Annotated in this window: 21 protein-coding genes and 1 pseudogene; 15 read left to right on the top strand and 7 right to left on the bottom strand. The window is 70.5% G+C overall.

The annotated features are described in order from the left end of the window. Positions 1–146: 146 nt before the first annotated feature. Complete coding sequence (locus B5557_RS12810) at positions 147–1,349, bottom strand: CAP domain-containing protein (protein ID WP_079659248.1); 1,203 nt, start codon at positions 1,347–1,349, stop codon at positions 147–149. A 197-nt stretch (positions 1,350–1,546) separates the two neighbouring features. On the opposite strand from B5557_RS12810, the gene B5557_RS12805 reads away from it, so the two are divergent. From B5557_RS12805 to B5557_RS12790, 4 genes are all read left to right on the top strand, one after another. Further along, positions 1,547–1,828: an acylphosphatase gene (locus tag B5557_RS12805; RefSeq protein ID WP_079659247.1), complete on the top strand. Its 282-nt coding sequence runs from the start codon at positions 1,547–1,549 to the stop codon at positions 1,826–1,828. Positions 1,829–2,208: 380 nt separating this feature from the next. After that, entirely contained in the window at positions 2,209–2,412 is a 204-nt protein-coding gene (locus B5557_RS12800; protein ID WP_079659246.1) for a hypothetical protein, read from the top strand. A gap of 290 nt (positions 2,413–2,702) precedes the next feature. Beyond that, positions 2,703–6,257 carry a chromosome segregation protein SMC gene (smc, locus tag B5557_RS12795; RefSeq protein ID WP_079659245.1) on the top strand — a complete coding sequence of 1,185 codons (3,555 nt, stop codon included), beginning with the start codon at positions 2,703–2,705 and terminating at the stop codon, positions 6,255–6,257. Between the two features lie 156 nt (positions 6,258–6,413). Then, positions 6,414–7,829 (top strand): sugar porter family MFS transporter, encoded by a 1,416-nt coding sequence (locus B5557_RS12790; protein WP_079659244.1) that lies wholly within the window; start codon positions 6,414–6,416, stop codon positions 7,827–7,829. Positions 7,830–7,920: 91 nt separating this feature from the next. On the opposite strand, the gene B5557_RS12785 is transcribed toward B5557_RS12790, so the two are convergent. Further along, positions 7,921–8,892 (bottom strand): LLM class flavin-dependent oxidoreductase, encoded by a 972-nt coding sequence (locus B5557_RS12785; RefSeq protein WP_079659243.1) that lies wholly within the window; start codon positions 8,890–8,892, stop codon positions 7,921–7,923. A 171-nt stretch (positions 8,893–9,063) separates the two neighbouring features. Between B5557_RS12785 and ftsY the strand changes: the two genes are divergently transcribed. Next, on the top strand, positions 9,064–10,269 hold the full coding sequence (gene ftsY / locus B5557_RS12780) for a signal recognition particle-docking protein FtsY (RefSeq protein ID WP_079659242.1): 1,206 nt from the start codon (positions 9,064–9,066) through the stop codon (positions 10,267–10,269). Between the two features lie 93 nt (positions 10,270–10,362). Here ftsY and B5557_RS45055 read toward each other — a convergent pair. Both B5557_RS45055 and B5557_RS12775 read right to left on the bottom strand, forming a co-directional pair. Beyond that, positions 10,363–10,488, bottom strand: a pseudogene (locus B5557_RS45055) (IS30 family transposase); the annotation flags it as partial. A gap of 42 nt (positions 10,489–10,530) precedes the next feature. Further along, on the bottom strand, positions 10,531–11,418 hold the full coding sequence (locus tag B5557_RS12775) for an NAD(P)-dependent oxidoreductase (protein WP_079659241.1): 888 nt from the start codon (positions 11,416–11,418) through the stop codon (positions 10,531–10,533). A gap of 52 nt (positions 11,419–11,470) precedes the next feature. Between B5557_RS12775 and B5557_RS12770 the strand changes: the two genes are divergently transcribed. Next, complete coding sequence (locus B5557_RS12770) at positions 11,471–11,821, top strand: winged helix-turn-helix transcriptional regulator (RefSeq protein WP_079659240.1); 351 nt, start codon at positions 11,471–11,473, stop codon at positions 11,819–11,821. Positions 11,822–12,073: 252 nt separating this feature from the next. Here the strand turns inward: B5557_RS12770 and B5557_RS12765 are convergent, their stop codons facing one another. After that, on the bottom strand, positions 12,074–12,316 hold the full coding sequence (locus B5557_RS12765; protein WP_079659239.1) for a hypothetical protein: 243 nt from the start codon (positions 12,314–12,316) through the stop codon (positions 12,074–12,076). Positions 12,317–12,440: 124 nt separating this feature from the next. After that, a complete protein-coding gene (locus B5557_RS12760; protein ID WP_079659238.1) occupies positions 12,441–13,097 on the bottom strand; it encodes a bifunctional DNA primase/polymerase in 657 nt (218 codons plus the stop codon). A gap of 448 nt (positions 13,098–13,545) precedes the next feature. Here B5557_RS12760 and nsdA point away from each other — a divergent pair, with 448 nt between their 5' ends. The 5 genes from nsdA to ffh all read left to right on the top strand — a co-directional run bounded on the left by nsdA (position 13,546) and on the right by ffh (position 21,235). After that, complete coding sequence (nsdA, locus tag B5557_RS12755; protein ID WP_079659237.1) at positions 13,546–15,030, top strand: transcriptional repressor NsdA; 1,485 nt, start codon at positions 13,546–13,548, stop codon at positions 15,028–15,030. Positions 15,031–15,367: 337 nt separating this feature from the next. Beyond that, positions 15,368–16,711, top strand: a complete 1,344-nt coding sequence (locus tag B5557_RS12750) for an ammonium transporter (RefSeq protein WP_079659236.1) — start codon at positions 15,368–15,370, stop codon at positions 16,709–16,711. Continuing rightward, complete coding sequence (locus tag B5557_RS12745) at positions 16,708–17,046, top strand: P-II family nitrogen regulator (RefSeq protein ID WP_003997576.1); 339 nt, start codon at positions 16,708–16,710, stop codon at positions 17,044–17,046. Before B5557_RS12750 ends, B5557_RS12745 begins: the two co-directional genes overlap by 4 nt. A gap of 26 nt (positions 17,047–17,072) precedes the next feature. Beyond that, complete coding sequence (locus tag B5557_RS12740) at positions 17,073–19,520, top strand: [protein-PII] uridylyltransferase (protein ID WP_079659235.1); 2,448 nt, start codon at positions 17,073–17,075, stop codon at positions 19,518–19,520. A gap of 164 nt (positions 19,521–19,684) precedes the next feature. Further along, positions 19,685–21,235, top strand: coding sequence for a signal recognition particle protein (gene ffh / locus B5557_RS12735; protein ID WP_079659234.1), 1,551 nt, complete (start codon positions 19,685–19,687; stop codon positions 21,233–21,235). A gap of 140 nt (positions 21,236–21,375) precedes the next feature. Here the strand turns inward: ffh and B5557_RS12730 are convergent, their stop codons facing one another. Then, positions 21,376–22,281, bottom strand: a complete 906-nt coding sequence (locus B5557_RS12730; protein ID WP_079659233.1) for an SAM-dependent methyltransferase — start codon at positions 22,279–22,281, stop codon at positions 21,376–21,378. Between the two features lie 199 nt (positions 22,282–22,480). Here B5557_RS12730 and proS point away from each other — a divergent pair, with 199 nt between their 5' ends. The 4 genes from proS to B5557_RS12710 all read left to right on the top strand — a co-directional run bounded on the left by proS (position 22,481) and on the right by B5557_RS12710 (position 25,755). Next, positions 22,481–23,896 (top strand): proline--tRNA ligase, encoded by a 1,416-nt coding sequence (gene proS, locus B5557_RS12725; protein WP_079659232.1) that lies wholly within the window; start codon positions 22,481–22,483, stop codon positions 23,894–23,896. A gap of 261 nt (positions 23,897–24,157) precedes the next feature. Then, a complete protein-coding gene (locus tag B5557_RS12720) occupies positions 24,158–24,754 on the top strand; it encodes a hypothetical protein (protein WP_079659231.1) in 597 nt (198 codons plus the stop codon). A gap of 333 nt (positions 24,755–25,087) precedes the next feature. Beyond that, positions 25,088–25,510 carry a 30S ribosomal protein S16 gene (rpsP, locus tag B5557_RS12715; RefSeq protein ID WP_079659230.1) on the top strand — a complete coding sequence of 141 codons (423 nt, stop codon included), beginning with the start codon at positions 25,088–25,090 and terminating at the stop codon, positions 25,508–25,510. A gap of 5 nt (positions 25,511–25,515) precedes the next feature. Further along, positions 25,516–25,755, top strand: coding sequence for an RNA-binding protein (locus B5557_RS12710; RefSeq protein ID WP_003973401.1), 240 nt, complete (start codon positions 25,516–25,518; stop codon positions 25,753–25,755). Positions 25,756–25,780 lie beyond the last annotated feature (25 nt).

The following is a 25,780-nucleotide window of genomic DNA, read 5'->3' as shown; positions in this document are numbered from 1 at the left end:
ACCAAAAGGGTGCGCTAACTTTTTGTTAGTGCAGGCGATTTGCTGCTGCGCGCCCGCGCCTCAGCTGTCAGCCAAGGGACCCCACGTCTTCGTCGCCGGCCGGTCTCCGGCTGCTTGATCGTTTCTGCGGGGTCTGTCGCGCGCGGCTAGTACCCGAAGTCCTGCGTCCACCAGGGTCCGCCGGACCCGAGGTGGACGCCGACCCCCAGCGTCTTGAAGTCGCAGTTCAGGATGTTCGCCCGGTGGCCGGGGCTGTTCATCCAGGCCTCCATGACCGCGGCCGCGTCGGCCTGGCCCCGGGCTATGTTCTCGCCGCCGAGGTCGGATATGCCGGCTTTGGCCGCCCGGTCCCACGGGGTCGCCCCGTCCGGGTCGGTGTGGTCGAAGAAGCCCCGCGTCGCCATGTCGTCGCTGAACTTCTCGGCCAGGTTGGACAGTGCGCTGTTCGCGGAGAGGGCGCTGCAGCCGACCTTGGACCGCTCCTCGTTGACGAGCTTCAGCACCTCGGCCGCCGCCTGCGTCTCGGCCGAGACCGTCACCGGCGACTCGGCCCGCTGCGGCGCCTTGGTCACCGTCTTCTTCGACTTGGACGGAGTGCTCCGTGGCTCCGTCGAAGGCGTGGTCTCCGTGGCCTCCGGCTTCTCGGTGGCCGTCTTGGTCGGCGCCGCCGACGAGGTGGAGGTGGAGGGGGTGGGAGAGGCGGCGGACGGGGAGGCGGACCGGCCGGCGTCGCGGCTGGTCGACGTGGAGCCGCGCTCGGTGTCGGCGGAGCCGGACGTACCCCCCTGCTCGGAGGCGGAGTTGGTCGGCGAGCCGGCGGCCTGGACCTTGTCTCCGGAGACGCTGTCGCCGCCGAGCCGGTAGTTGTCGAGACCGGGCACCACGCCCGTGGCCACGGCGACGGTGCCGATGGCGACCGCCGCGGACACCCCGAGCAGACCCGACTTGACCGGGGTGACGACCCTCTTCTTCCGGCGTCGGCTCGCACCGCCCCGGCCCGGACCCGCGGGGCCGGCGCCGCCGCCCGGCGTGAAGCCGTCGGCCGCGAACACCGCGGTGTCGTCGTGGCCGTACCCGTCGCGGCCGTACCCGTCGTGGCCGTACCCGTCGCGGCCGTAGCCGCCGTGGCCGTACGTGTCCTCCGTGGCGAACAGGTACTCCTGGCTCTTCGCGACCGAGTCGGCGTAGGCCTCCGGGTTCAGATAAGGCGCGATCCCCATCGTGGGGCGGTCGCCGGCGTACGAGTCCTGGGGGTTGTTACTGTCCGCGTGCGAGCCGTGCGTCTGTGTGACCCCCGTGGCGCGGCCCGTGGCGGCGCGGCCGGCGGCGGAGCGTCGGTGGCGTCCCATGTCCTTGCCTTCCTCGTCCGAGCGGTGTTCCCAACGGTCGGCCGCAGCCCGGGGCGTCGCGCGCCTCCTGGGCCTTCTGGTCAACCTGACTCACCCGATCGAGTGAGTTTCAGATGAGAATCATTGGGTGGGGACGGTACCGCATGGGGCTGAGGGAGGAAGTGCCTCGAGTGACTTTGCCCGGTTAGGTTGCACCCATGAGCGAGGATGTACGGCTGGTCGCCTGGGTGCGCGGACGCGTCCAGGGCGTGGGATTCCGCTGGTTCACGCGGGCCAAGGCCCTGGAGATCGGCGGCCTGAGTGGCTTTGCTCTCAATTTGGCCGATGGACGGGTTCAAGTCGTCGCGGAGGGGACTCGTGAGGGGTGCGAGGGATTGCTGGGGTGGCTCCTGGGTGACGACACGCCCGGGCGCGTGGACGGAGTCACCGAGATCTGGGACACACCGCGCGGCGGCTACGACGGCTTCGCGATCCGCTGAGGAGTCCGCGCGAAGCGGGCCCGGGTAAGCGGAGGGACATGCCACTGGCACCTGCCCCCAGCAGAAAGGGCCAGGTGGTTGCCAAGAACTGCTTGCGGTGGGAGGCTCCGCACGTAAGGATGATCGCCACGCCTCGAGGTCCCCGCAGGAGCCGCAGCGCCGCCGTTTCGGCCGCGCGCCACCGGGATGCCCGCCAATACGGGGCGTGATCGTGTTGACCGTCAAACTTTTTGGTGAGACGCTGAAAGCACCCCGCGCACCTTAGCTGTTTGGCATGGATGAACAACAACACGAACAAGATCCTGCCAAGCACCGCGGGTGCGAATCCCTCACGACCCACACCGCTTCGGTCGGTCACTCAGTGTGGAGGACCATCCATCATGGCAAAGGCGCTTCTCGGTTACGTCGGCGGCTCCGACCCGCGACTCCTCGCCGAGATGCGACGGCTCCAGCAGCGTGTACAGGACCTGGAATCCGAGCTCGGACGGATCCAGGCCGAGAACGACGCGCTGACGGCTGCCGCTTCTCACGACTCGCTTCTGGAGAGCATCGACGCACGCCAGGCGGAGCCTGCGCTCACCTGATCGCTGCACCGCTGCACAACGGCACACGCAGTGGTCGGGCGGCTCATATCAACCGCGTCGGACCGCTAAGTTGTCAGAGTTTGCAAGGGACGCTTCGGCGTCCCTTCTTTCTTTGTTCTTTCCCGCCCCCGTCTTCCAGCCCTTGCTCCGTGCCCCGACTGCTCCGTGCCCCGACTTTCGCTCCCCCGCGCACCCTTTCAGTCTCTTAACGTTTGGTGTGCCCTGCGCGTTCATGGGTGAAACCGCGGGTTCATGGAGTGAGACACCCCCGGAAGGTAGAGTCCAGCGCCGTGCACCTCAAGGCCCTGACCCTCCGGGGGTTCAAGTCGTTCGCCTCGGCGACCACGCTCCGGTTCGAACCGGGGATCACGTGTGTCGTCGGTCCGAACGGCTCGGGCAAGTCCAACGTCGTGGACGCCCTCAGCTGGGTCATGGGCGAACAGGGCGCCAAGTCGCTGCGCGGCGGCAAGATGGAGGACGTCATCTTCGCCGGCACCACCGGGCGCCCCCCGCTGGGCCGCGCCGAGGTGTCCCTGACCATCGACAACTCCGACGGCGCGCTGCCCATCGAGTACGCCGAGGTCACCATCACGCGGATCATGTTCCGCAACGGGGGCAGCGAGTACCAGATCAATGGTGACACCTGCCGCCTCCTGGACATCCAGGACCTGCTGTCCGACTCCGGCATCGGCCGCGAGATGCACGTCATCGTCGGCCAGGGCCAGCTCGACTCCGTCCTGCACGCCGACCCCATGGGCCGCCGCGCCTTCATCGAGGAGGCGGCGGGCGTCCTCAAGCACCGCAAGCGCAAGGAGAAGGCCCTCCGCAAGCTGGACGCGATGCAGGCCAACCTCGCGCGGGTGCAGGACCTGACCGACGAACTCCGGCGTCAGCTCAAGCCCCTGGGCCGCCAGGCGGCGGTGGCGAGAAGGGCCGCCGTCATCCAGGCGGACCTCAGGGACGCCCGGCTCCGCCTGCTGGCCGACGATCTCGTACGGCTGCGGGAGGCTCTGCGGACCGAGGTCGCCGACGAGGCCGCCCTCAAGGAGCGCAAGGAAGCCGCCGAGCAGGAGCTGAGGAAGGCCCTCCAGCGCGAAGCCCTCCTGGAGGACGAGGTCCGGCAGCTGACGCCGCGCCTCCAGCGCGCCCAGCAGACCTGGTACGAACTGTCCCAGCTCGCCGAACGCGTCCGCGGCACGATCTCGCTCGCCGACGCGCGCGTGAAGAGCGCCACCTCCACGCCCCCGGAGGAGCGGCGCGGGCGTGACCCCGAGGACATGGAGCGGGAGGCCGCCCGCGTCCGCGAGCAGGAGGCCGAACTGGAGGCCGCCCTGGAAGCGGCCCAGCACGCCCTGGACGACACCGTCGCCCACCGCGCCGACCTTGAGCGGGAGCTCGCCGCCGAGGAACGCCGCCTCAAGGACGTCGCCCGGGCCATCGCCGACCGCCGCGAGGGCCTGGCCCGGCTGAACGGCCAGGTCAACGCGGCCCGTTCACGCGCCGCCTCCGCCCAGGCCGAGATCGACCGCCTGGCCGCCGCCCGCGACGAGGCCCAGGAACGGGCCGTCACCGCGCAGGAGGAGTACGAGGCCCTGAAGGCGGAGGTCGACGGCCTCGACGCCGGCGACCAGGAACTGGGCGAACAGCATGAGACGGCCAGGCGGCGGCTCGCCGAGGCGGAGGCCGCCCTCACCGCCGCCCGCGAGGCGGCCACGACCGCCGAACGCCGGCGCGCCGCGACGCAGGCCCGCCACGAGACGCTGGCGCTGGGCCTGCGCCGCAAGGACGGCACGGGCGCGCTGCTCGGCGCCCGGGACCGCCTCGGCGGCCTGCTGGGCCCGGCGGCCGAACTGCTGACGGTGACCCCGGGATACGAGGTCCCGCTCGCCGCCGCCTTCGGGGCCGCGGCGGACGCCCTCGCCGTGACCACCCCGTCCGCCGCCGCCGAAGCGATTCGCCTCCTGCGCAAACAGGACGCCGGCCGGGCCCCGCTGCTGCTCAGCGGCGCCCCCGAGGCCGCGGAGCAGGAGCCACGGCCGGACGGCCCGCCGTACGCCGCCGATCTTGTCCGTGGTCCCTCCGAGCTGATGCCCGCGGTGCGGCGGCTGCTGCGGGGGATCGTCGTCGTCGGCACGCTGGAGGACGCCGAGGAACTTGTCTACGCGCGGCCCGAGCTCACCGCCGTCACCGCCGAGGGCGACCTGCTCGGGGCGCACTTCGCGCACGGGGGGTCGGCCGGGGCGCCGTCGCTGCTGGAGGTGCAGGCGTCCGTCGACGAGGCCGCAGCCGAGCTCGACGAGCTGGCCGTGCGGTGCGAGGAGTTGACCCGGGCGCAGCATGCGGCCGGTCAGCGGCGCAAGGAATCCGCCGCGCTCGTCGAGGAGTTGGGGGAGCGGCGGCGGGCCGCCGACCGGGAGAAGTCGGCCGTGGCCCAGCAGCTCGGGCGGCTCGCGGGCCAGGCGAGGGGTGCCGCGGGCGAGGCCGAGCGGTCCACCGCCGCCGCGGCGCGGGCACAGGAGGCGCTCGACAAGGCCGTAGAAGATGCCGAGGTGCTTGCCGAACGGCTGGCCGTCGCCGAGGAGATGCCGGTCGAGGAGGAGCCCGACACCTCCGTGCGGGACCGGCTCGCCGCCGACGGGGCAAACGCACGCCAGACCGAGATGGAGGCGCGGCTCCAGGTCCGTACACACGAGGAGCGGGTCAAGGGGCTGGCCGGACGGGCCGACTCGCTGGACCGGGCCGCGCGGGCGGAACGCGAGGCACGCGCGCGTGCCGAGCAGCGGCGGGCGCGGCTGCGGCACGAGGCCGCCGTCGCGCAAGCCGTGGGCTCCGGCGCACGGCAGCTGCTCGCGCACGTCGAGGTGTCCCTCGGGCGGGCCGAGGCGGAGCGGGTCGCCGCCGACGCGGCCAAGGCGCGGCGCGAGCAGGAACTGGCCGCCGCCCGCACCGCCGGGCGCGATCTCAAGGCCGAGCTCGACAAACTGACGGACTCGGTCCACCGGGGCGAGGTGCTCGGCGCCGAGAAGCGGATGCGGATCGAGCAGCTGGAGACCAAGGCGCTGGAGGAGCTGGGCGTGGAGCCCGCCGGGCTGGTCTCCGAGTACGGGCCGCATCAGCTCGTGCCGCCCTCGCCGCCCGCCGAAGGGGAGCAGCTCCCCGAGGACCCCGAGGATCCGCGCAACCAGCCCAGGCCGTTCGTGCGGGCCGAGCAGGAGAAGCGGCTGAAGGCGGCCGAGCGGGCGTATCAACAGCTCGGCAAGGTGAACCCGCTGGCCCTGGAGGAGTTCTCCGCGCTGGAGGAACGGCACAAGTTCCTCAGCGAGCAGTTGGAGGACCTCAAGAAAACCCGCGCCGACCTGCTTCAGGTGGTGAAGGAGGTCGACGAGCGCGTCGAGCAGGTCTTCACCGAGGCGTTCCGGGACACGGCGAGACAGTTCGAGGGGGTCTTCAGCCGGCTGTTCCCCGGTGGGGAGGGCCGGCTGATCCTGACCGATCCGGACAACATGCTCACCACGGGTGTGGACGTGGAGGCCCGGCCGCCGGGCAAGAAGGTCAAGCGGCTCAGCCTGCTCTCCGGCGGCGAGCGGTCGCTGACGGCCGTCGCGATGCTGGTGTCGATCTTCAAGGCCCGACCCAGCCCGTTCTACGTCATGGACGAGGTCGAGGCCGCCCTCGACGACACCAACCTGCAGCGACTCATCCGCATCATGCAGGAGCTGCAGGAGTCCTCGCAGCTGATCGTGATCACGCACCAGAAGCGCACGATGGAGGTCGCCGACGCGCTGTACGGCGTGTCCATGCAGGGCGACGGTGTCTCGAAGGTGATCAGTCAACGCCTCCGCTGACGCCCATGCGTTCAAGAAGTGAACGAATGTGACCCTTTTGTGTCTGTGATCTCACATTTCCCTCCGTTTGATTTTGAGACTTGAAGGCATAGTCTCTGAAACGTCGAATTTACCTTCAGGTACCACCTATCTGGGGGTCCCACGAGGGAGTGGAACGTGACCACAGCGCAGCCAACAAAGTCAGGAACCAGGACGGCTCACCCCGATCATCTCGGGCACGTCATCTTCATCGCGGCGGCGGCCGCGATGGGCGGCTTCCTCTTCGGCTACGACAGCTCCGTCATCAACGGCGCCGTCGAGGCGATCAGGGACCGCTACGACGTCGGCTCCGCGGCCCTGGCGCAGGTCATCGCCATCGCCCTGATCGGCTGCGCCATCGGCGCCGCCTACGCCGGACGGATCGCCGACCGCATCGGCCGCATCCGGGTCATGCAGATCGCCGCCGTGCTGTTCACCGTCAGCGCCGTCGGCTCGGCCCTGCCCTTCGCACTCTGGGACTTCGCCATGTGGCGCGTCGTCGGCGGCTTCGCCATCGGCATGGCCTCCGTCATCGGCCCCGCCTACATCGCCGAGGTCGCCCCGCCGGCCTACCGCGGCCGCCTCGGCTCCTTCCAGCAGGCCGCCATCGTCATCGGCATCGCCATCTCGCAGCTGGTCAACTGGGGCCTGCTGAACTCCGCCGACGGCGACCAGCGCGGCAAGCTCATGGGCCTGGAGGCCTGGCAGGTCATGCTCGGCGTGATGGTCGTCCCGGCCGTCCTCTACGGCCTGCTCTCCTTCGCCATCCCCGAGTCCCCCCGCTTCCTGATCTCCGTCGGCAAGCACGACCGCGCCCGCGAGATCCTCGAAGAGGTCGAGGGCAACGGCTCCGACCTGGACGCCCGCGTCACCGAGATCGAGCACGCCATGAAGAGCGAGCACAAGTCCACCTTCAAGGACCTGCTCGGCGGCGGCTTCTTCTTCAAGCCGATCGTCTGGATCGGCATCGGCCTGTCGGTCTTCCAGCAGTTCGTCGGCATCAACGTCGCGTTCTACTACTCCTCGACGCTGTGGCAGTCGGTCGGCGTCGACCCGACGGACTCGTTCTTCTACTCCTTCACGACCTCGATCATCAACATCGTCGGCACCGTGATCGCGATGATCTTCGTGGACCGCGTCGGCCGCAAGCCGCTCGCCCTCATCGGCTCCGTCGGCATGGTCGTCGGCCTCGCGCTGGAGGCCTGGGCGTTCAGCTTCGACCTGGTCGACGGCAAGCTCCCGGCCACGCAGGGCTGGATCGCCCTGATCGCCGCCCATGTGTTCGTCCTCTTCTTCGCCCTGTCCTGGGGTGTCGTCGTCTGGGTCTTCCTCGGCGAGATGTTCCCCAACCGGATCCGCGCCGCCGCCCTGGGCGTGGCCGCCTCCGCACAGTGGATCGCCAACTGGGCCATCACGGCGAGCTTCCCGTCCCTGGCCGACTGGAACCTCTCCCTGACCTACATGATCTACACGGTCTTCGCCGCGCTCTCCATCCCGTTCGTCCTCAAGTACGTCAAGGAGACGAAGGGGAAGGCGCTGGAGGAGATGGGCTGAGCCTCGTACGGGAGGCTCCCTTCAAGCTCGAGGAGTCGGGCCAAGTCCCCGCCGCCCGCTCCTCGACTCCTGTAGGACGTACTGCCCCGGCTCACCCCCCGAGCCGGGGCAGTACGTCCTCGCAGAACAGCCGCAGACTCCGCCACCCCTCCGCCACCGGCATCCCGCCCGCCAGCGGATGCAGGACCAGATTGTCGAGGTCCTGCGCCACACACGCGTCGGGCGTGAGAATCCGGTACACGCCCTCGTCCCGGAGTTCCTCGACCGTCATCGCCCCCGACTTCACCGCCGAGCGGATCTCGCCGGACTGCCAGGAGGCGTACGTCCGTGCCTCGTGCAGGAAGTGACCGCCGTACGCGGCCCAGGCCCGGTCCGGATCCTCGGCGATGTGCAGCAGCGGCGTCTCGGCGCCCGGCATCATCGTCCACCCCGACGTCCCGTACTCCACGAGCCGCTCCTTGTAGTACGCCTCCAGCTCCGGCAGGTGCGCGCTCGGGAAGAACGGCAGCCCGAGCCGGGCGGCCCGCCGGGCGGCGGCCTTCGACGAGCCGCCGACCAGAAGGAGGGGGTGCGGATCGGACGCGGGGCGCGGGGTGACCCGTACCGTACGGCCGCGGTACTCGAACTCCTCGCCGGTCCAGGCCTTCAGCACGGTCTCCAGCAGCTCGTCCTGAAGCCGGCCCCGCCGCTTCCAGTCCACCCCGGCCCGCGCGTACTCCTCGGGCCGGTAGCCGATCCCGGCGACCGTGACCAGCCGGCCGCCGCTCAGCAGATCGAGCACGGCGATGTCCTCGGCGAGCCGCAGCGGATCGTGCAGCGGACCGATGACGGCGGAGACGGTCACCGCCAGCCGCCGGGTCGCGCCGAGCACCGCGCCCGCGAAGGCGAACGGCGACGGCAGCCAGTTGTTCTCGACGCCGTGATGCTCCTCGGTCTGCACGAGGGTCACCCCGTGCTCGTCGGCATACGCGGCCATCTCCAGCGCGGCCCGGTAACGCTCGCCGAGCTCGGCGGGGGTCGCACCGGGAGCGACGAGGTTGAAACGAACGACGGTGACGGGCATGGGAGGCCCCTTCGCCGGGCGGATTGGGTGCTGGTGCAGGGGGACGGTAGCTGACGAGGCGTCAGGTAACCAGAGGCAGTGCACGCCCGCACGACGAGCAGGGGCATGCCGCCGTTCGGACGTGCCGCCACCCGCCCAGGCGCGGAGGGGTCACGCATACTGGGCTCTGTTATGGAAACCGTCATCCTTGCTGTAGTCATCGCCGTGGTCGTGCTCGCGGTGCTCGGCGGGCTCGTCGTCGGCAGTCGACGGAAGAAGTCGCTGCCCCCGCCGCCCCCCACCGCGCCCGACCTCACCGCCCCTCCGGCCGAACCGCACGTCGGCGACGAGGCCGAGACGCCGCGCGACGAACCGCGCCGCACCATCGAGGAGGTGGATCTTCCCGACGGCGGCTCGACCGGCGTCGCCGTCGAGGAACCACCTGTCGTCGAGGTCCCCGAGCTCGAGATCCCGGAGCCCACCGAGGGGCGGCTGGTCCGCCTCCGCGCCCGCCTCTCCCGCTCGCAGAACGCCCTCGGCAAGGGGCTGCTCACGCTGCTCTCACGCGAGCACCTCGACGACGACACCTGGGAGGAGATCGAGGACACGCTGCTCACCGCCGACGTCGGCGTGACCCCCACCCAGGAGCTGGTCGAGCGGCTGCGCGAGCGCGTCAGGGTGCTCGGCACCCGCACCCCCGAGGAACTGCGCGCCCTGCTGCGCGAGGAGCTGCTCAAGCTGGTCGGCACCGAGGTCGACCGCACCGTGAAGACCGAGCCCGAGGACCGCAAGCCCGGCATCGTGATGGTCGTCGGGGTCAACGGCACCGGCAAGACCACCACCACCGGCAAACTCGCGCGCGTGCTCGTCGCCGACGGGCGGACCGTCGTCCTCGGCGCCGCCGACACCTTCCGCGCCGCCGCCGCCGACCAGCTCCAGACCTGGGGGGAGCGGGTCGGCGCCCACACCGTGCGCGGCCCCGAGGCCGGCGACCCAGCCTCCGTCGCGTTCGACGCGGTGAAGGAGGGCAAGGAGATGGGCGTCGACGTCGTCCTCATCGACACCGCCGGACGGCTGCACACCAAGACCGGGCTCATGGACGAGCTCGGCAAGGTCAAGCGCGTCGTCGAGAAGCACGCCCCGCTCGACGAGGTGCTGCTCGTCCTCGACGCCACCACCGGGCAGAACGGCCTCGTCCAGGCTCGCGTCTTCGCCGAGGTCGTCGACATCACCGGCATCGTCCTGACCAAGCTGGACGGTACGGCGAAGGGCGGCATCGTGGTCGCCGTCCAGCGCGAGCTCGGCGTCCCGGTCAAGCTCGTCGGACTCGGCGAGGGCGCGGACGACCTGGCGCCGTTCGAGCCGGAGGCGTTCGTTGACGCCCTTATCGGAGACTGACCGACCCCCTACCGACCTTGGCACGACGGCGAGAAGCGCCCGCCCCCAGCTGCGGCGAATTCCATGGGTCGTTGCAACACCGTGGTGAGTTGATCAAGCCGCGAGCAGTTCAGACAGACGCTCGGCTGGGGTTTCCCAGCCGAGCGTCTTGCGTGGGCGGCCGTTGAGTTCGGTGGCGACCGCGTCCAGGTCCTTGCGGATGTGCCGGGTCAGGTCGGTGCGCTGCAGCCGCGGCCGGGGGCCCGGCCGCCTGCCGCTTCCTCAGCGGCGCCCCAGTACCTCGGCGATGCGGATGAACCCGTCCGTGCCGTGGCCCAGGCCGATGACGCGGCGGGCCATGCCCTCTGCCGCGCGCATGACGCCCGCGTCGATGCCATGCCCTTCAGAGGTCTGCACGATGTGGGCCATGGACGAGGCTGCCGAGGTGATCGGGTTGCCCTCGCCGGAGAAGTCGCCGCTGTCCACACCCTCCGCGGCCTGCTCGAAGAGTGGCGGGATGATCGCGCCTATGCCCTTGGCTAACGGGGCCAGCTCCTGCGCGGTGACACCCTCAGCCTTGGCCACCGCCAGGGCGTGTGCATAGCCCGCCATGGCAGTCCAGAAGATATCCAGCAGCGCGATGTCGTAGGCGGCCGCCCGGCCGATCTCCTCGCCAAGATGGGTGTGGGTGCCGCCCAGCGCCTCAAGGATGGGTAGATGCTTGCGGTAGAGCTCCTCGGGACCGCTGTGGATGAAGACCGCGGCAGGCGTTCCGATGGTCGTGGTCGGTGTCATGATGGCGCCGTCCAGGTATTGGATGCCGTGCCCGGACGCCCAGGCCGCCGTGTCGCGGGCCCGGGCCGGAGTGTCGGCGGTCAGGTTCACCACCGTGCGGCCCTTGAGCGCGTCGGTAACCGCCTCGCGCCGCAGAATGGCGTCCACAGCGTCGTAGTTCACCACGCAGGCCACGGTCAGCCCGCTCGCGGCGACCGCCTCTTCTGCGGATCGGGCTCCGACTGCGCCTCGCTCGACCAGATCGCGGTTCCTGCCCGGTGTCCGGTTCCAGACCGTCGTCCGCAGGCCAGCATCCAGGAACGCTCCGGCCAAAGCTCGGCCCATCGGCCCGAGACCCAGCACGGTGACGGCAGACTGTTGGGGGTGTGAAGACATGTTTGTTCAGCCTCTGTAGAAGTATCGGAAGAAAGTGATGAAAGGGGCTCACGTGACGCGAAGCCGCGCCAGGGACACAAACGTCTGCGGAGTGACGGCCGCGATTGCCGTGATCGACGGCAAGTGGAAGACCGTTCTGCTGTGGCTGCTGGAATCCGGTCCGTGGCGCCCCGGGGAGCTGCGGCGTCGGCTGCCGGGCCTCAGCGAGAAGGTACTGACTCAGGCGCTCCGCGAGATGGAGGCTGACGGACTGGTGCACCGGGTGGTGCATGACGAGCTACCGCTGAAAACGGTGTACTCCCTCACCCCGTTCGGCCGCGAGCTCTCGGAGGCCCTGGGGCCCGTCTCGGATTGGGGCCACCGCCGCCTGGAGAAGCTCGCCCAGGCACAGTCGGCCTCCTAACGCATGGTCACTCCCGCCTCACTCAGATACGGCGCCCCTCACGACGCCGTGTGACCAGGTTCCGCTCTGCCTCCCTGCACCGACAAGTACCCACAAAAAAGTGGGTACTGAGGGCGGTGGTCTCTTAACGCCGGGGCGTTCACGGAGGGGGCCTCGCGGCCGGGACGGGGAGCACCGAACGAACCGCTCGCCGGCCCGGCCTTCGGCGGAGGGATCCGCTGTAGGGGTCGTTGCAACACCGTGGTGAGTTGATCAAGCCGCGAGCAGTTCAGACAGACGCTCGGCTGGGGTTTCCCAGCCGAGCGTCTTGCGTCGTTGCGAACGGACGGGCGGCTCGATCCTGCCGCTGTTGAGCAGGCGGCCGTTGCGCCACCCGCGAGCGGTCCGCACGTGCACACCCACACGCTTGGCCGCCTCTGCACTGCTGTAGCCCTGTTGCACGAGCCGGAAGTGTTCCTCCCGCTCGGCGTGGAGCTTCTTGCGCCCCTGCGGCATACGGTCTCTCCGAGCTTCGAACGCCATCGCATCCCCAGAACTGGAGTGTTGCGACGACCACTAGAACGGAAGTGCAGGGGGAGCGGGCGCTTTGTCGTGTACGACTGTGCGGGGTCCGGTGCGGCTAGACCCGTGACCGATGGGCGACGTACGCCAGCGTCCCGAGCAGCAGGCGGGCCTCCGGGGGGCGGGTCGCCGAGTCCAGGGCGGGCGGGCGCAGCCAGCGGACCGGGCCGAGGCCGCCGCGGTCGGAGGGCGGGGCCGTGATGTACGTACCGGGGCCGAGGCCGCGCAGGTCGAGGGCGGCCGGGTCGTCCCAGCCCATGCGGTAGAGGAGGTCGGTCAGCTCGGCGGCGGCGCCGGGGGCGACGAAGAACTGGGTGCGGCCCTCGGGGGTGGCGGTGACCGGGCCCAGCGGGAGGCCCATGCGCTCCAGGCGGACCAGGGCGCGGCGGCCGGCGGGTTCCGCGACGTCGATCACGTCGAACGCACGCCCGACGGGCAGCATGACCGCGGCCCCGGGGAACTCCCCCCAGGTCCTGCTCACCTCGTCGAGGGTGGCTCCGGCGGGGACCCGGGGGGCGAACCCCAGGGGATGCGCGCCGGGCTCGCCGCACGTGGGGCGCCCGCACGAGCAGACGCCCGCCGCGGCCCGTGCGCCCGGCACCGCGTCCCAGCCCCACAGCCCCGTGAACTCGGCGACGGCGGTGCACTCGGACGAGCGACCGCGCCTGCGCGCGCCGGAGCGGATCTCGCGAATGCCGCCGATCGTGAAGCCCATGCCCCCTCCAACGGGTTCGACGCGCCAGTGGTTACGTAATGGACGCATGTCGTAACTGTGCGTGCTCACGCTGCCCCGTGGCCGCCCTGTGCAGGCAGCGCCCTGAAGCGCCACGGGTGGTGTGCTCGACCGCATGCGCCCCTGAGTGCTTCGCTCCGCTCATTCCAGGCCGTTCAGTGTCAAGTGAATCGCGTTCAGGCCACCGGGAGTTCATCCGAAGGGGTGGCGAATGGTGGCGATTCCGGGATCACCATGGCTGGTGGCGTGATCGTGGGATTACTTTGAGTGTGCAGGTCCTGGAGGCACATGCGCTCGTGGGTATGCCGGAGGCAAGTCGGCTCTCCGTTCGAAGGGTGACAAGTACCGGACGGCAGGCCGTATTTACCGGCATTCTGATAAGGCTTGGCGCACTCAGTGACAAGTGGTCTCAGGGAGTGGGGGCGTTCCAGTGGGCGGCAACGGCGGAAGCGGAAACAACGCTGCGAGCGCGGACAAGCGCCCGAACGAGCTGCTCACGTCGTGGTTCGTGCGCAGCGGCTGGTCGAAGGGTGAACTGGCCCGTCAAGTCAACCGTCGGGCCCGCCAGTTGGGCGCCAACCACATCTCCACGGACACCTCGCGCGTGCGCCGCTGGCTGGACGGCGAGAACCCCCGCGAGCCGATCCCCAGGATCCTGTCCGAGCTGTTCTCGGAGCGGTTCGGCTGTGTCGTCTCCGTCGAGGACCTCGGGCTGCGCTCGGCGCGGCAGGCGCCCTCGGCGACCGGCGTCGACCTGCCGTGGACGGCCCCGCAGACGGTCGCCCAGCTCAGCGAGTTCTCGCGCAGCGACCTGATGCTCGCGCGGCGCGGCTTCCTCGGGACCTCGCTGGCCCTGTGCGCGGGACCGTCCCTCATCGAGCCCATGCAGCGCTGGCTCGTCCCCTCGCCGCCCGCCCCGCCGGCGGAACCCGACTCGGTCCCCACCAGCCGGGCCCGCGGCCGGCTCTCCCGGCCCGAGCTGGACCTGCTGGAGTCCACCACCGTGATGTTCCGCCAGTGGGACGCGCAGTGCGGCGGCGGCCTGCGCCGCAAGGCGGTCGTAGGACAGCTGCACGAGGTGACGGACCTCCTCCAGGAGCCCCAGCCCGGGGCCACCGCGAGGAGGCTCTTCAAGGTCGCCGCCGAGCTGGCGGAGCTCGCGGGCTGGATGAGTTACGACGTCGGGCTCCAGCCGACCGCGCAGAAGTACTTCGTCCTCGCCCTGCACGCCGCCAAGGAGGCCGGTGACCGGCCCCTCGGCAGTTATGTGCTGTCCAGCATGAGCCGCCAGATGATCCACCTCGGCCGGCCCGAGGACGCGCTGGAGCTGATCCACCTCGCGCAGTACGGCAGCCGGGACTGCGCGAGCCCGCGCACCCAGTCCATGCTGTATGCGATGGAGGCCCGCGCCTACGCCAACATGGGGCAGCCCGGGCGGTGCAAGCGGGCGGTGCGGATGGCCGAGGACACCTTCGCCGAGGCGGACGAGTGGGACGAGCCCGACCCCGACTGGATCCAGTTCTTCTCCGAGGCCGAGCTGTACGGCGAGAACAGCCACTCTTTCCGTGACCTGGCCTATGTCGCCGGCCGCAGCCCCACCTACGCCTCGCTGGCCGAGCCCCTGATGAGCAAGGCCGTGCAGAAGTTCGCCGGGGACACCGACCACCAGCGGTCCTACGTGCTGAACCTGATCGGCATGGCCACGGTCCATCTGCTGCAGCGTGAGCCCGAGCAGAGCGCCACCCTCGCCACCCAGGCCATGAAGGAGGCCAAGAAGGTGCGCTCCGAGCGCGTCAACACTCGTATTCGAAAGACCGTCGACAGCGCCGTGCGCGAGTTCGGGGATCTCACCGAGGTCGTGGACCTGACCGAGCGGCTCACCATCGAGCTGCCGGAGACGGCCGAAGCGGTCTGAACCAGCTGGTCCACCGAGTAAAACCCTAGAACCCCGGCCGCGGCCGGCCCTCCCGAACTGCCCGACTCGGCTCCCCCATGCCAGGTCATCGGAAGGCCGACCGCGGCCGGTTCTTTGTCTTCTCCGAAGGTTGCGCCACGATAACGATCGATTCCGGCGGAATCCGGCAGTTCATCGATGCGTAACACACACGGCGTCTTCGTCACGGCGGCGAAACAACCCGGGGCTTCCACCGAAACCGCGCTGCGTCAATCTCATGGCGCATAACCGGCCCACCCCTCACGAACCCGCTCTGGCTTCGCCCGCACGGGGCCGTACCTACGACGAGGAGACGCCGATGGCAGCAGCCATCACGCTTGCCGCGGAGGCACCCAAGCTGTCCTCCGCGAACACAGGCTTCATGCTCATCTGTTCCGCCCTGGTGCTGATCATGACCCCGGGCCTCGCCTTCTTCTACGGAGGCATGGTCCGCGTCAAGAGCACACTGAACATGCTGATGATGAGCTTCATCAGCATCGGGATCGTCACCATCCTGTGGGTGTTGTACGGCTTCTCCCTCGCCTTCGGTACCGACTCCGGCAGCCTCATCGGCTGGAACTCCGACTGGGTCGGCCTCAGCAACATCGGCCTGACGGACCTCTGGGACGGCTACACCATCCCGATCTTCGTCTTCATGGTCTTCCAGATGATGTTCGCCATCATCACGCCCGCCCTGATAAGCGGCGCTCTCGCCGACCGCGTCAAGTTCTCCGCGTGGGCGCTGTTCGTCGCCCTGTGGGCCACGGTCGTCTACTTCCCGGTCGCGCACTGGGTCTGGGGCGCCGGCGGGTGGGCCTTCGAGCTGGGCGTCATCGACTTCGCCGGTGGTACGGCGGTCCACATCAACGCCGGTGCCGCGGCCCTCGGCGTGATCCTGGTCATCGGCAAGCGCGTCGGCTTCAAGAAGGACCCGATGCGGCCGCACAGCCTGCCGCTGGTCATGCTCGGCGCCGGTCTGCTGTGGTTCGGCTGGTTCGGCTTCAACGCCGGCTCGTGGCTCGGCAACGACGACGGCGTCGGCGCGCTGATGTTCGTCAACACGCAGGTCGCCACCGCCGCCGCCATGCTCGCCTGGCTCGTCTACGAGAAGATCCGCCACGGCGCGTTCACCACGCTGGGCGCCGCCTCCGGCGCAGTCGCCGGCCTGGTCGCCATCACCCCGTCCGGCGGTGCGATCTCCCCGCTCGGCGCGATCGCGGTCGGCGCCATCGCCGGTCTGCTCTGCGCCATGGCCGTCGGCCTGAAGTACAGGTTCGGCTACGACGACTCGCTCGACGTCGTCGGCGTCCACCTCGTCGGCGGTGTCATCGGCTCCCTGCTGATCGGCTTCTTCGCCACCGGCAAGGGCCAGTCCACCGCGACCGGCGTCTTCTACGGCGACCACTCCTTCGACCAGCTGTGGAAGCAGTGCGCCGGTGTCTTCGCGGTCCTCGCCTACTCGCTGGTGGTCTCCGCGATCCTCGCCTTCCTCCTCGACAAGACCATCGGCATGCGGGTCTCCGAGGACGACGAGGTGGCCGGCATCGACCAGGCCGAGCACGCCGAGACCGCATACGACTTCAGCGGGGCCGGCGGCGGCGCCGCCCGCACGACCGCCCTCCCGACCGCGGTCGCCGGCCAGAGCAAGAAGGTGGACGCATGAAGCTCATCACCGCCGTCGTGAAGCCCCACCGGCTCGACGAGATCAAGGAAGCCCTCCAGGCGTTCGGCGTCCACGGTCTGACGGTCACCGAGGCCAGCGGCTACGGTCGTCAGCGGGGACACACCGAGGTCTACCGTGGTGCCGAGTACACCGTCGACCTGGTCCCCAAGATCCGCATCGAGGTGCTGGCCGAGGACGACGACGCCGAGCAGCTGATCGACGTCATCGTCAAGGCGGCCCGCACCGGCAAGATCGGTGACGGCAAGGTCTGGTCCCTCCCGGTCGAGACGGCCGTACGGGTCCGCACCGGCGAGCGCGGCCCGGACGCGCTCTGACGGCAGAACAGAACAGGAGTCGCTGGGTGACGAGCACGGACGTGCGAAAAGAAGCAGAGGACTCGGGACCCAGCGGCTATGCGGCGGCCCGGCTGCGCCTCCTCACCGAGGAGGCGCGGTCCGGGCCGCCGCGCCGTGCCGCCCTCGCGGAACTGACCGACGACTGGCTGACCGGGCTCTTCACGGCGGGCACCGAGGAACTGAAGGGCGTCTCCCTGGTCGCCGTCGGCGGCTACGGCCGCGGCGAGCTCTCCCCACGCAGCGACCTCGACCTCCTGCTGCTGCACGACGGCGACGACCCCAAGGCGGTCGCCGCCCTCGCCGACCGCCTCTGGTACCCGGTCTGGGACCTCGGCCTCGCCCTCGACCACTCGGTGCGCACCCCGGCCGAGGCCCGCAAGACGGCCGGCGAGGACCTGAAGGTCCACCTCGGCCTCCTGGACGCCCGCCATCTCGCCGGAGACCTCGGCCTGACCGCCGGACTGCGTACGGCCGTCCTCGCCGACTGGCGCAACCAGGCGCCCAAACGGCTCCCCGAACTCCAGGAGCTGTGCGACGAGCGCGCCGAGCGCCAGGGCGAGCTGCAGTACCTGCTGGAACCGGACATCAAGGAGGCCCGCGGCGGCCTGCGGGACGCCACCGCGCTGCGTGCCGTGGCGGCCTCCTGGCTGGCGGACGCGCCCCGCGAGGGCCTCGACGACGCCCGCCGCCGGCTCCTCGACGTCCGCGACGCCCTGCACCTGACGACCGGGCGGGCGACCGACCGGCTCGCGCTCCAGGAGCAGGACCAGGTCGCGACCGAGCTCGGCCTGCTCGACGCCGACACACTGCTGCGCCAGGTGTACGAGGCGGCGCGGGTCATCTCGTATGCGAGCGATGTCACCTGGCGTGAAGTGGGGCGCGTACTGCGGTCACGCGCCGTGCGGCCTCGGCTGCGCGCCATGCTGGGGGGCGGAAAGCCCGTCGCCGAGCGGTCTCCGCTGGCCGAAGGAGTCGTGGAGCAGGACGGCGAGGTGGTGCTCGCCCGCGCCGCACGCCCCGAACGCGACCCCGTCCTCCCCCTGCGCGCGGCGGCCGCCGCCGCGCAGGCCGGACTCCCGCTCTCCCTGCACGCCGTACGGCGCCTCGCGGCCACCGTGCGCCCCCTGCCCACGCCCTGGCCCGCCGAGGCCCGCGAACAACTGGTCACCCTGCTCGGCTCGGGCCAGCCCACCATCGACGTCTGGGAGGCCCTGGAGGCCGAGGGCCTGATCACGCGTCTGCTGCCGGACTGGGAGCGGGTGCGCTGCCGGCCGCAGCGCAACGCCGTGCACATCTGGACCGTCGACCGGCATCTCATCGAGACCGCCGTACGCGCCTCCGAGTTCACCCGCCGCGTCAGCCGCCCGGACCTGCTGCTGGTCTCCGCGCTGCTGCACGACATCGGCAAGGGCTGGCCCGGCGACCACTCGGTGGCGGGCGAGATCATCGCCAAGGACGTCGCCGCCCGCATCGGCTTCGACCGCGCCGACGTCGCCGTCCTCTCCACGCTCGTACGGCACCACCTGCTGCTGATCGAGACGGCCACCCGGCGCGACCTTGAGGACCCGGCCACGGTCCGCTCGGTCGCGGACGCGGTCGGCTCGCAGAGCACCCTGGAACTGCTGCACGCGCTCACCGAGGCGGACGCGCTGGCCACCGGGCCCGCCGCCTGGTCCTCCTGGCGGGGTTCGCTCGTGGCGGACCTGGTCAAGCGGGTCGGAGCGGTCCTCGCCGGCGACGCGCCCGACGAGCCCGACGACAGCGCGCCCACCGCCGAACAGGAGCGGCTGGCCATCGAGGCGATCGCCACGGGCAGCCCGGTGCTCTCCCTGCGCGCCCAGACCGAGGCGCCCACGGAGGAGCAACCGGACGGCGATCCCGAGCCGCTCGGCGTGGAACTGCTCATCGCCGTACCGGACCAGGCAGGCGTGCTGCCCGCGGTGGCCGGCGTGCTGGCCATGCACCGGCTGACCGTCCGCACGGCCGAGCTGCGCGCCCTGGACCTGCCGGACGGCGTAGACGGCTCCGTCCTGCTGCTGAACTGGCGAGTCGCCGCGGAGTACGGCTCGCTGCCCCAGGCGGCCCGGCTGCGCGCCGACCTCGTACGCGCCCTGGACGGCTCGCTGGACATCGCCGGACGGCTCGCCGAGCGGGACGCCGCCTACCCCCGGCGCCGGGGGTGGGCGGCGCCCCCCGCGCGCGTGACGGTCGCTTCGGCGGCCTCCCGCCACGCCACGGTGATCGAAGTACGCGCCCAGGACGCGCCCGGCCTGCTGTTCCGGCTCGGGGCGGCGCTGGAGGACGCTGCGGTGCGGGTGCGCAGCATGCACGTCTCCACGCTGGGCGCGAACGCCGTCGACGCCTTTTACGTGACGCAAGCGCAGGGCGCGCCCCTGGCGGGGGACGAGGCGGTGGCCGTGGCACGCAAGCTCGAGGAGCGATTGAGGGCGTGACGTTCCGCTCACCTCTGCGTCGATCGGGTACGTGCTGATTGCTCCCCGCTTCGCGGGGCTTCCGTCCCCGTCCGTTGAATGCAACGGGCGGGGACGATTCCTTGGCTGGGCCAGATACCCTGGAGGGCAGCCCACCGCCCCCGACTCCGAGGACCGACGTCGCCGTGTTCGATACCCTCTCCGACCGCCTCAGCGCGACTTTCAAGAATCTCCGCGGCAAGGGCAGGCTGTCCGAGGCGGACATCGACGCCACGGCGCGCGAGATCCGCATCGCCCTCCTCGAAGCCGACGTGGCCCTGCCGGTCGTCCGCACGTTCATCAAGAACGTCAAGGAGCGTGCCCTCGGCTCCGACGTCTCCAGGGCGCTGAACCCCGCCCAGCAGGTCCTGAAAATCGTCAACGAGGAACTCGTCACGATCCTCGGTGGCGAGACACGGCGCCTGCGCTTCGCCAAGCAGCCGCCGACCGTGATCATGCTCGCGGGTCTGCAGGGCGCCGGTAAGACCACCCTCGCGGGCAAGCTCGGCCGCTGGCTGAAGGAACAGGGCCACTCGCCGCTCCTGGTCGCCGCCGACCTCCAGCGCCCCAACGCCGTCAACCAGCTCAGCGTCGTCGCCGAGCGCGCCGGGGTGGCCGTCTACGCCCCGCAGCCCGGCAACGGCGTCGGCGACCCGGTCCAGGTCGCCAAGGACTCCATCGAGTTCGCGAAGTCCAAGGTCCACGACATCGTGATCGTGGACACCGCCGGCCGCCTCGGCATCGACGCCGAGCTGATGCAGCAGGCCGCGGACATCCGCGACGCCGTCTCGCCCGACGAGATCCTCTTCGTCGTCGACGCGATGATCGGTCAGGACGCCGTGAACACGGCCGAGGCCTTCCGCGACGGCGTCGGCTTCGACGGTGTCGTGCTGTCGAAGCTCGACGGTGACGCCCGTGGTGGCGCCGCCCTGTCGATCGCCTCCGTGACCGGCAAGCCGATCATGTTCGCCTCGAACGGCGAGAAGCTCGACGACTTCGACGCCTTCCACCCCGACCGGATGGCCTCCCGCATCCTCGACATGGGTGACCTGCTCACCCTGATCGAGCAGGCGGAGAAGACGTTCAGTCAGGAAGAGGCCGAGAAGATGGCCTCCAAGCTGGCGTCCAAGAAGGGCCAGGACTTCACCCTGGACGACTTCCTGGCCCAGATGGAGCAGGTCAGGAAGATGGGCAGCATCTCCAAGCTGCTCGGCATGCTGCCCGGCATGGGGCAGATCAAGGACCAGATCAACAACCTCGATGAGCGGGACGTCGACCGCACGGCCGCGATCATCAAGTCGATGACCCCGGGCGAGCGCCAGGACCCGACGATCATCAACGGCTCGCGCCGGGCCCGTATCGCCAAGGGTTCCGGTGTCGAGGTCAGCGCGGTGAAGGGCTTGGTCGAGCGGTTCTTCGAGGCCCGCAAGATGATGTCCCGGATGGCCCAGGGCGGCGGCATGCCGGGCATGCCGGGGATGCCGGGCATGGGCGGCGGCCCCGGCCGGCAGAAGAAGCAGCCCAAGCAGGCCAAGGGCAAGCAGCGCTCCGGCAACCCGATGAAGCGCAAGCAGCAGGAGCTGGAGGCGGCTCAGCGCCGCGAGGCCCAGGCCCAGGGCGGCAACGCGCTCGGGCTGCCGCAGCAGGGCGCCCAGGACTTCGAGCTGCCGGACGAGTTCAAGAAGTTCATGGGCTGAGCGCCCGAGTACGTTGTCGAGGGTTCGGCGAGGGCGCCCTTCTCCGGAAGGGCGCCCTCAGTCTTTCTGCGCATGCCGCTCACCGTCACGGTCGAGCCGGTGGTCCGGCACCACGGCTTTCCGGCCAATCCGCTGATGCCTCAGGGGGTGCGCGCGATCAGGTACCGGAAGACGTTCGGCATCCACACCGTGCCGTCCGGCCGCCGATAGGGGTGCAGCGCCTCCGCCAGTTCCTTGTCGACCTGCGCCTGGTCCGTCGCCGTGACCGCCGCGTCGAACAGGCCCGTGGACAGCAGACCCTTGAGGGCGCTCGCCACGTCGGCGTACCCGAAGGGGCAGGCCACCCGCCCCGAACCGTCCGGCTTCAGCCCGGCCCGCTGGGCGACCTCCTCCAGGTCGTCGCGCAGCGCCGGACGCAGCCGGACCGCGCCGCCGCGCAGCGGATCGGCCAGCTTCGCCGCGACCCGCAGCACCGCGGACGTGGCGCAGCGTTCCGGCGGACCCCAGCCGACCAGCACCACGGGCGCCCCGCGCGCGGCGAGCGGCGTCGAGGCCGCGAGCAGGCCGGCGAGGCCGTCCGCGTCGCCCGCGAGGCATCCGATCGGCTCGAAGGCGGTCACCAGGGTGTACCCGGCTGCCTCCAGGCCGGCCGCGTCCTTGGGCGACCGGTCGGTGAGCCGGATGCGGTCATGGTTCCCGCCGTCCCGGCCGCCTTCGGTGTCTTCACGCGCGCGTGCGGAGCGCTCCGGTTCCCCCGGCAGCAGTCGCCGGCGGGCGAGCGTCAGCCGTTCGGGGGAGGAGGTCTCGACCCCTGTGAGCGCGGCCGCCCCTCTCGAGGCCGCCATCAGCAGGGCGAGCCCGGAGCCGCAGCCGAGAGCGAGGAGCCGGGTGCCGACCCCTACGTCGAGCCGTTCGTAGACGGCCTCGTAGAGCGGGACCAGCATCCGCTCCTGGATCTCCGACCAGTCACGCGCGCGTGCGCCCAGGTCCGCGCGGGACGTCGGCCCCGCGTGAGGCAGTGGCTGCCGCACGAGCACAGGTGTCATGGATAAGCGCCCCAATCCGCCGAGAGTTGCCGCAGTAACCGATCAGGTGGCCCCCGTGCAGTGCGCTCGCACTTCCCCCGTATGCCAGGTAACTCCCCGTTCGCGACGGCGTCCAGGGGTCTCGGGCACCCGCTTGTGGCCCGGCTGGGCCTGTGGCGAGAATTCACATTCCGGCAATCTGGACCCGTACTATCGCGCCATGGCAAAGGCACCCGTTCTCACCCCGCGGGCGGACGACTTCCCCCGCTGGTACCAGGATCTGATCACCAAGGCGGAACTGGCCGACAACGGCCCGGTGCGCGGCACCATGGTGATCCGACCGTACGGGTACGGGCTGTGGGAGCGGATGCAGGCGGAGATGGACGCCCGCATCAAGGAGACCGGCACCGAGAACGCCTACTTCCCGCTGCTGATCCCGCAGTCGTACCTGACGCGGGAAGCGGACCATGTCGAGGGTTTCGCGCCCGAACTGGCCGTGGTCACGCACGGCGGCGGCAAGGAGCTGGAGGAACCGGCGGTCGTCCGGCCCACTTCCGAGACCATCGTCAACGAGTACTTCTCCAAGTGGGTGCAGAGCTACCGCGACCTGCCCCTGCTGATCAACCAGTGGGCCAACGTGGTCCGTTGGGAGCTGCGGCCCCGTCTCTTCCTGCGGACGTCCGAGTTCCTGTGGCAGGAGGGGCACACGGCCCACGCCACCTACGAGGACGCCCGCGACTTCGCCGCGCACATCCACCGCGAGGTCTACGGCGACTTCCTGGAGAACGTCCTCGCGATCGACGCGGTCGCCGGCCGCAAGACGGTCAAGGAGCGCTTCGCGGGCGCCATCAACACGCTCACCCTCGAGAGCATGATGGGCGACGGCAAGGCCCTGCAGATGGTCACCAGTCATGAGCTGGGCCAGAACTTCGCCAAGGCCTTCAACACCCGCTACCTGTCGAAGGACGGCGCCCAGGAACTGGTCTGGCAGACCTCGTGGGGCTCCACGACCCGCATGATCGGCGCCCTGGTGATGACCCACGGCGACGACGACGGGCTGCGGGTGCCGCCGCGGCTGGCGCACGTCCAGGTCGTCGTCCTGGCGATCAAGGGCGACGAGGCGGTTCTGGCCAAGGTCCGCGAGCTGGGCGACCGGCTGAAGGCGGCGGGCGTCCGCGTCCGGGTCGACGACCGCACCGACGTTCCCTTCGGGCGGCGCGCGGTCGACTGGGAGCTCAAGGGCGTGCCGGTCCGCATCGAGATCGGCCCCCGCGACCTGGAGAACGGCACGGCGATGCTGGCCCGCCGCATTCCGGGAGGCAAGGAGCCGGTGGCGATCGACAAGCTGGTGGGCCTGCTGCCGGGCATCCTCGAAGAGGACCAGGCGCTGCTGCTGACGCAGTCCCGCGAGCGCCGCGAGTCCCGGACGACGGACGTGTCGACGATTCCCGAGGCGGCGGAGGCGGCCGTCGCCGGCGGCTGGGCGCGCATCCCGTGGGTGACCCTCGGCGAGGAGGGCGAGGCCGCACTGGCCGAGCAGTCCCTGACCGTACGGTGTCTGGTCGCCGAGGACGGGTCGGTGCCGGACGACGGGGACGCTCCCGGTAACGTCGCGATCGTCGCGCGCGCTTACTGAGGCAGCGCCCTTCGCCCAAGAGGACGACCGCAACGCCTCTTGCGCCCCTGCGGGACACCCGTACCCCGGCGCGCGGACATGTTCTACGCGCCGGGCCGTACGGAGGACTACGCACCAGCTTGGTATGAGCTGTGAGGCTTCTCCGCAGATCAGCGCACCCGCCCTCGTCCGGACGCATCAGTGGCAACTGACGGGTACGTGCAAATTATTTGGGATGCCCCGGAATAGGAACACAGGGGCACCCCCGCTCGTTGTCATTACGTGAGCACGACACAGACACCACCAGTTCTCGCCGCAGAGCTGGCAGAGGCGTGGGCCGACATTCAGCGGTACCACCCCGAGCTGCCGGATCTTGCCGCGCCAGAGTCCCTGATCGGGGAGTCGTCGTCCGCCTGCGGTCACGAGCTCTCCTTCGAGCGACTGCTCCATGAGGCAGTCCATGGCATCGCCGCCGCCCGCGGTGTCCGCGACACCTCCCGCGCCGGCCGCTACCACAACCGCAGATTCCTCGCGATCGCCGAGGAGATGGGCCTGGACCACCCCGAGGAACCCCACCCCAGCAGCGGTTTCTCCCTGGTCACGCTCAACCCCGAGGCCAAGCGCCGCTACCGGCCCACGATCGAGCGCCTCCAGCGGGCCCTCAAGGCCCATCTGGCCGCCACCTCCTCCGACACCACCCGTACCTTCCGCGGCCCCGCGGCCCGGCACGGCTCCTCCGGCGGAGGCGTCCGCGTCAAGGCCGTCTGCGACTGCGGGCGCAACGTCCGGGTCGTGCCGTCGGTCCTGGCCCAGGCGCCCATCGTGTGCGGGGGCTGCGGCAAGCCGTTCCGGATCCCGGAGATCGCCGGCGCCGCGTAACAGCGGACGGCCCAGCACCGGCATCTCGTGGCTGCCGGTCGACGGCGAGGCGCGGGGTGGTCGCACACCGCGGGCACCCCGCAGCGCCGGGCCGCGCACCCGACGTGCGCTCACCGCGTTTGACGCCGGGTGCCGCTGAAGCACGCCCGGCCGCGGCCAACCCCTCGGCCCGAGGCGACCCGCCGGGTATGGCACAATGGCAAGCTGTACTCGACAGTCGCACAGGACCCCTCTCTCCTCCGGCTGACGCGTCCATCGGGCACTCGGGTACCGCAACCCCACGCGGCAATCTCGCCGTGCCCAACCACGTCAAAACCAGGAGAACCCACTCCCGTGGCAGTCAAGATCAAGCTGAAGCGTCTGGGCAAGATCCGTTCGCCTCACTACCGCATCGTCGTCGCCGACAGCCGTACCCGTCGTGACGGCCGTGCGATCGAGGAGATCGGCAAGTACCAGCCGACGTACCACCCGTCGATCATCGAGGTCGACGCCGACCGTGTCGCGTACTGGCTGGGTGTCGGCGCGCAGCCGACCGAGCCGGTTCTCGCCATCCTGAAGAAGACCGGCGACTGGCAGAAGTTCAAGGGCGAGCCCGCCCCGGCGCCGCTGCTCGTCGCCGAGCCGAAGAAGGCTCGCCCGTCGTTCGAGGCCCTCGGTGGCGACGACTCGGGCAAGGGTGAGGCCATCACCCAGAAGAAGAAGGCTGAGAAGAAGGACGAGGCCGCGGCCGAGTCCTCTGAGCCGACCGAGGCCTGAGCAGCATGCTCGAAGAGGCGCTTGAGCACCTCGTGAAGGGCATCGTCGACAACCCCGACGATGTGCAGGTCGCCTCGCGCAACCTGCGCCGTGGGCGCGTGCTCGAGGTCCGGGTCCACCCGGACGACCTCGGCAAGGTCATCGGCCGCAACGGCCGCACCGCACGCGCTCTGCGCACCGTCGTGGGCGCCATCGGCGGCCGGGGCGTCCGCGTCGACCTCGTCGACGTGGATCACGTCCGCTGACGCGTTTCGCAGCACCGGCTCGGGC

The organism is Streptomyces sp. 3214.6, from assembly GCF_900129855.1.
Lineage (GTDB): Bacteria > Actinomycetota > Actinomycetes > Streptomycetales > Streptomycetaceae > Streptomyces > Streptomyces soliscabiei.
Note: the sequence above shows the minus strand (reverse complement) of the source record. Positions and strands in the feature narration are given on the sequence as shown.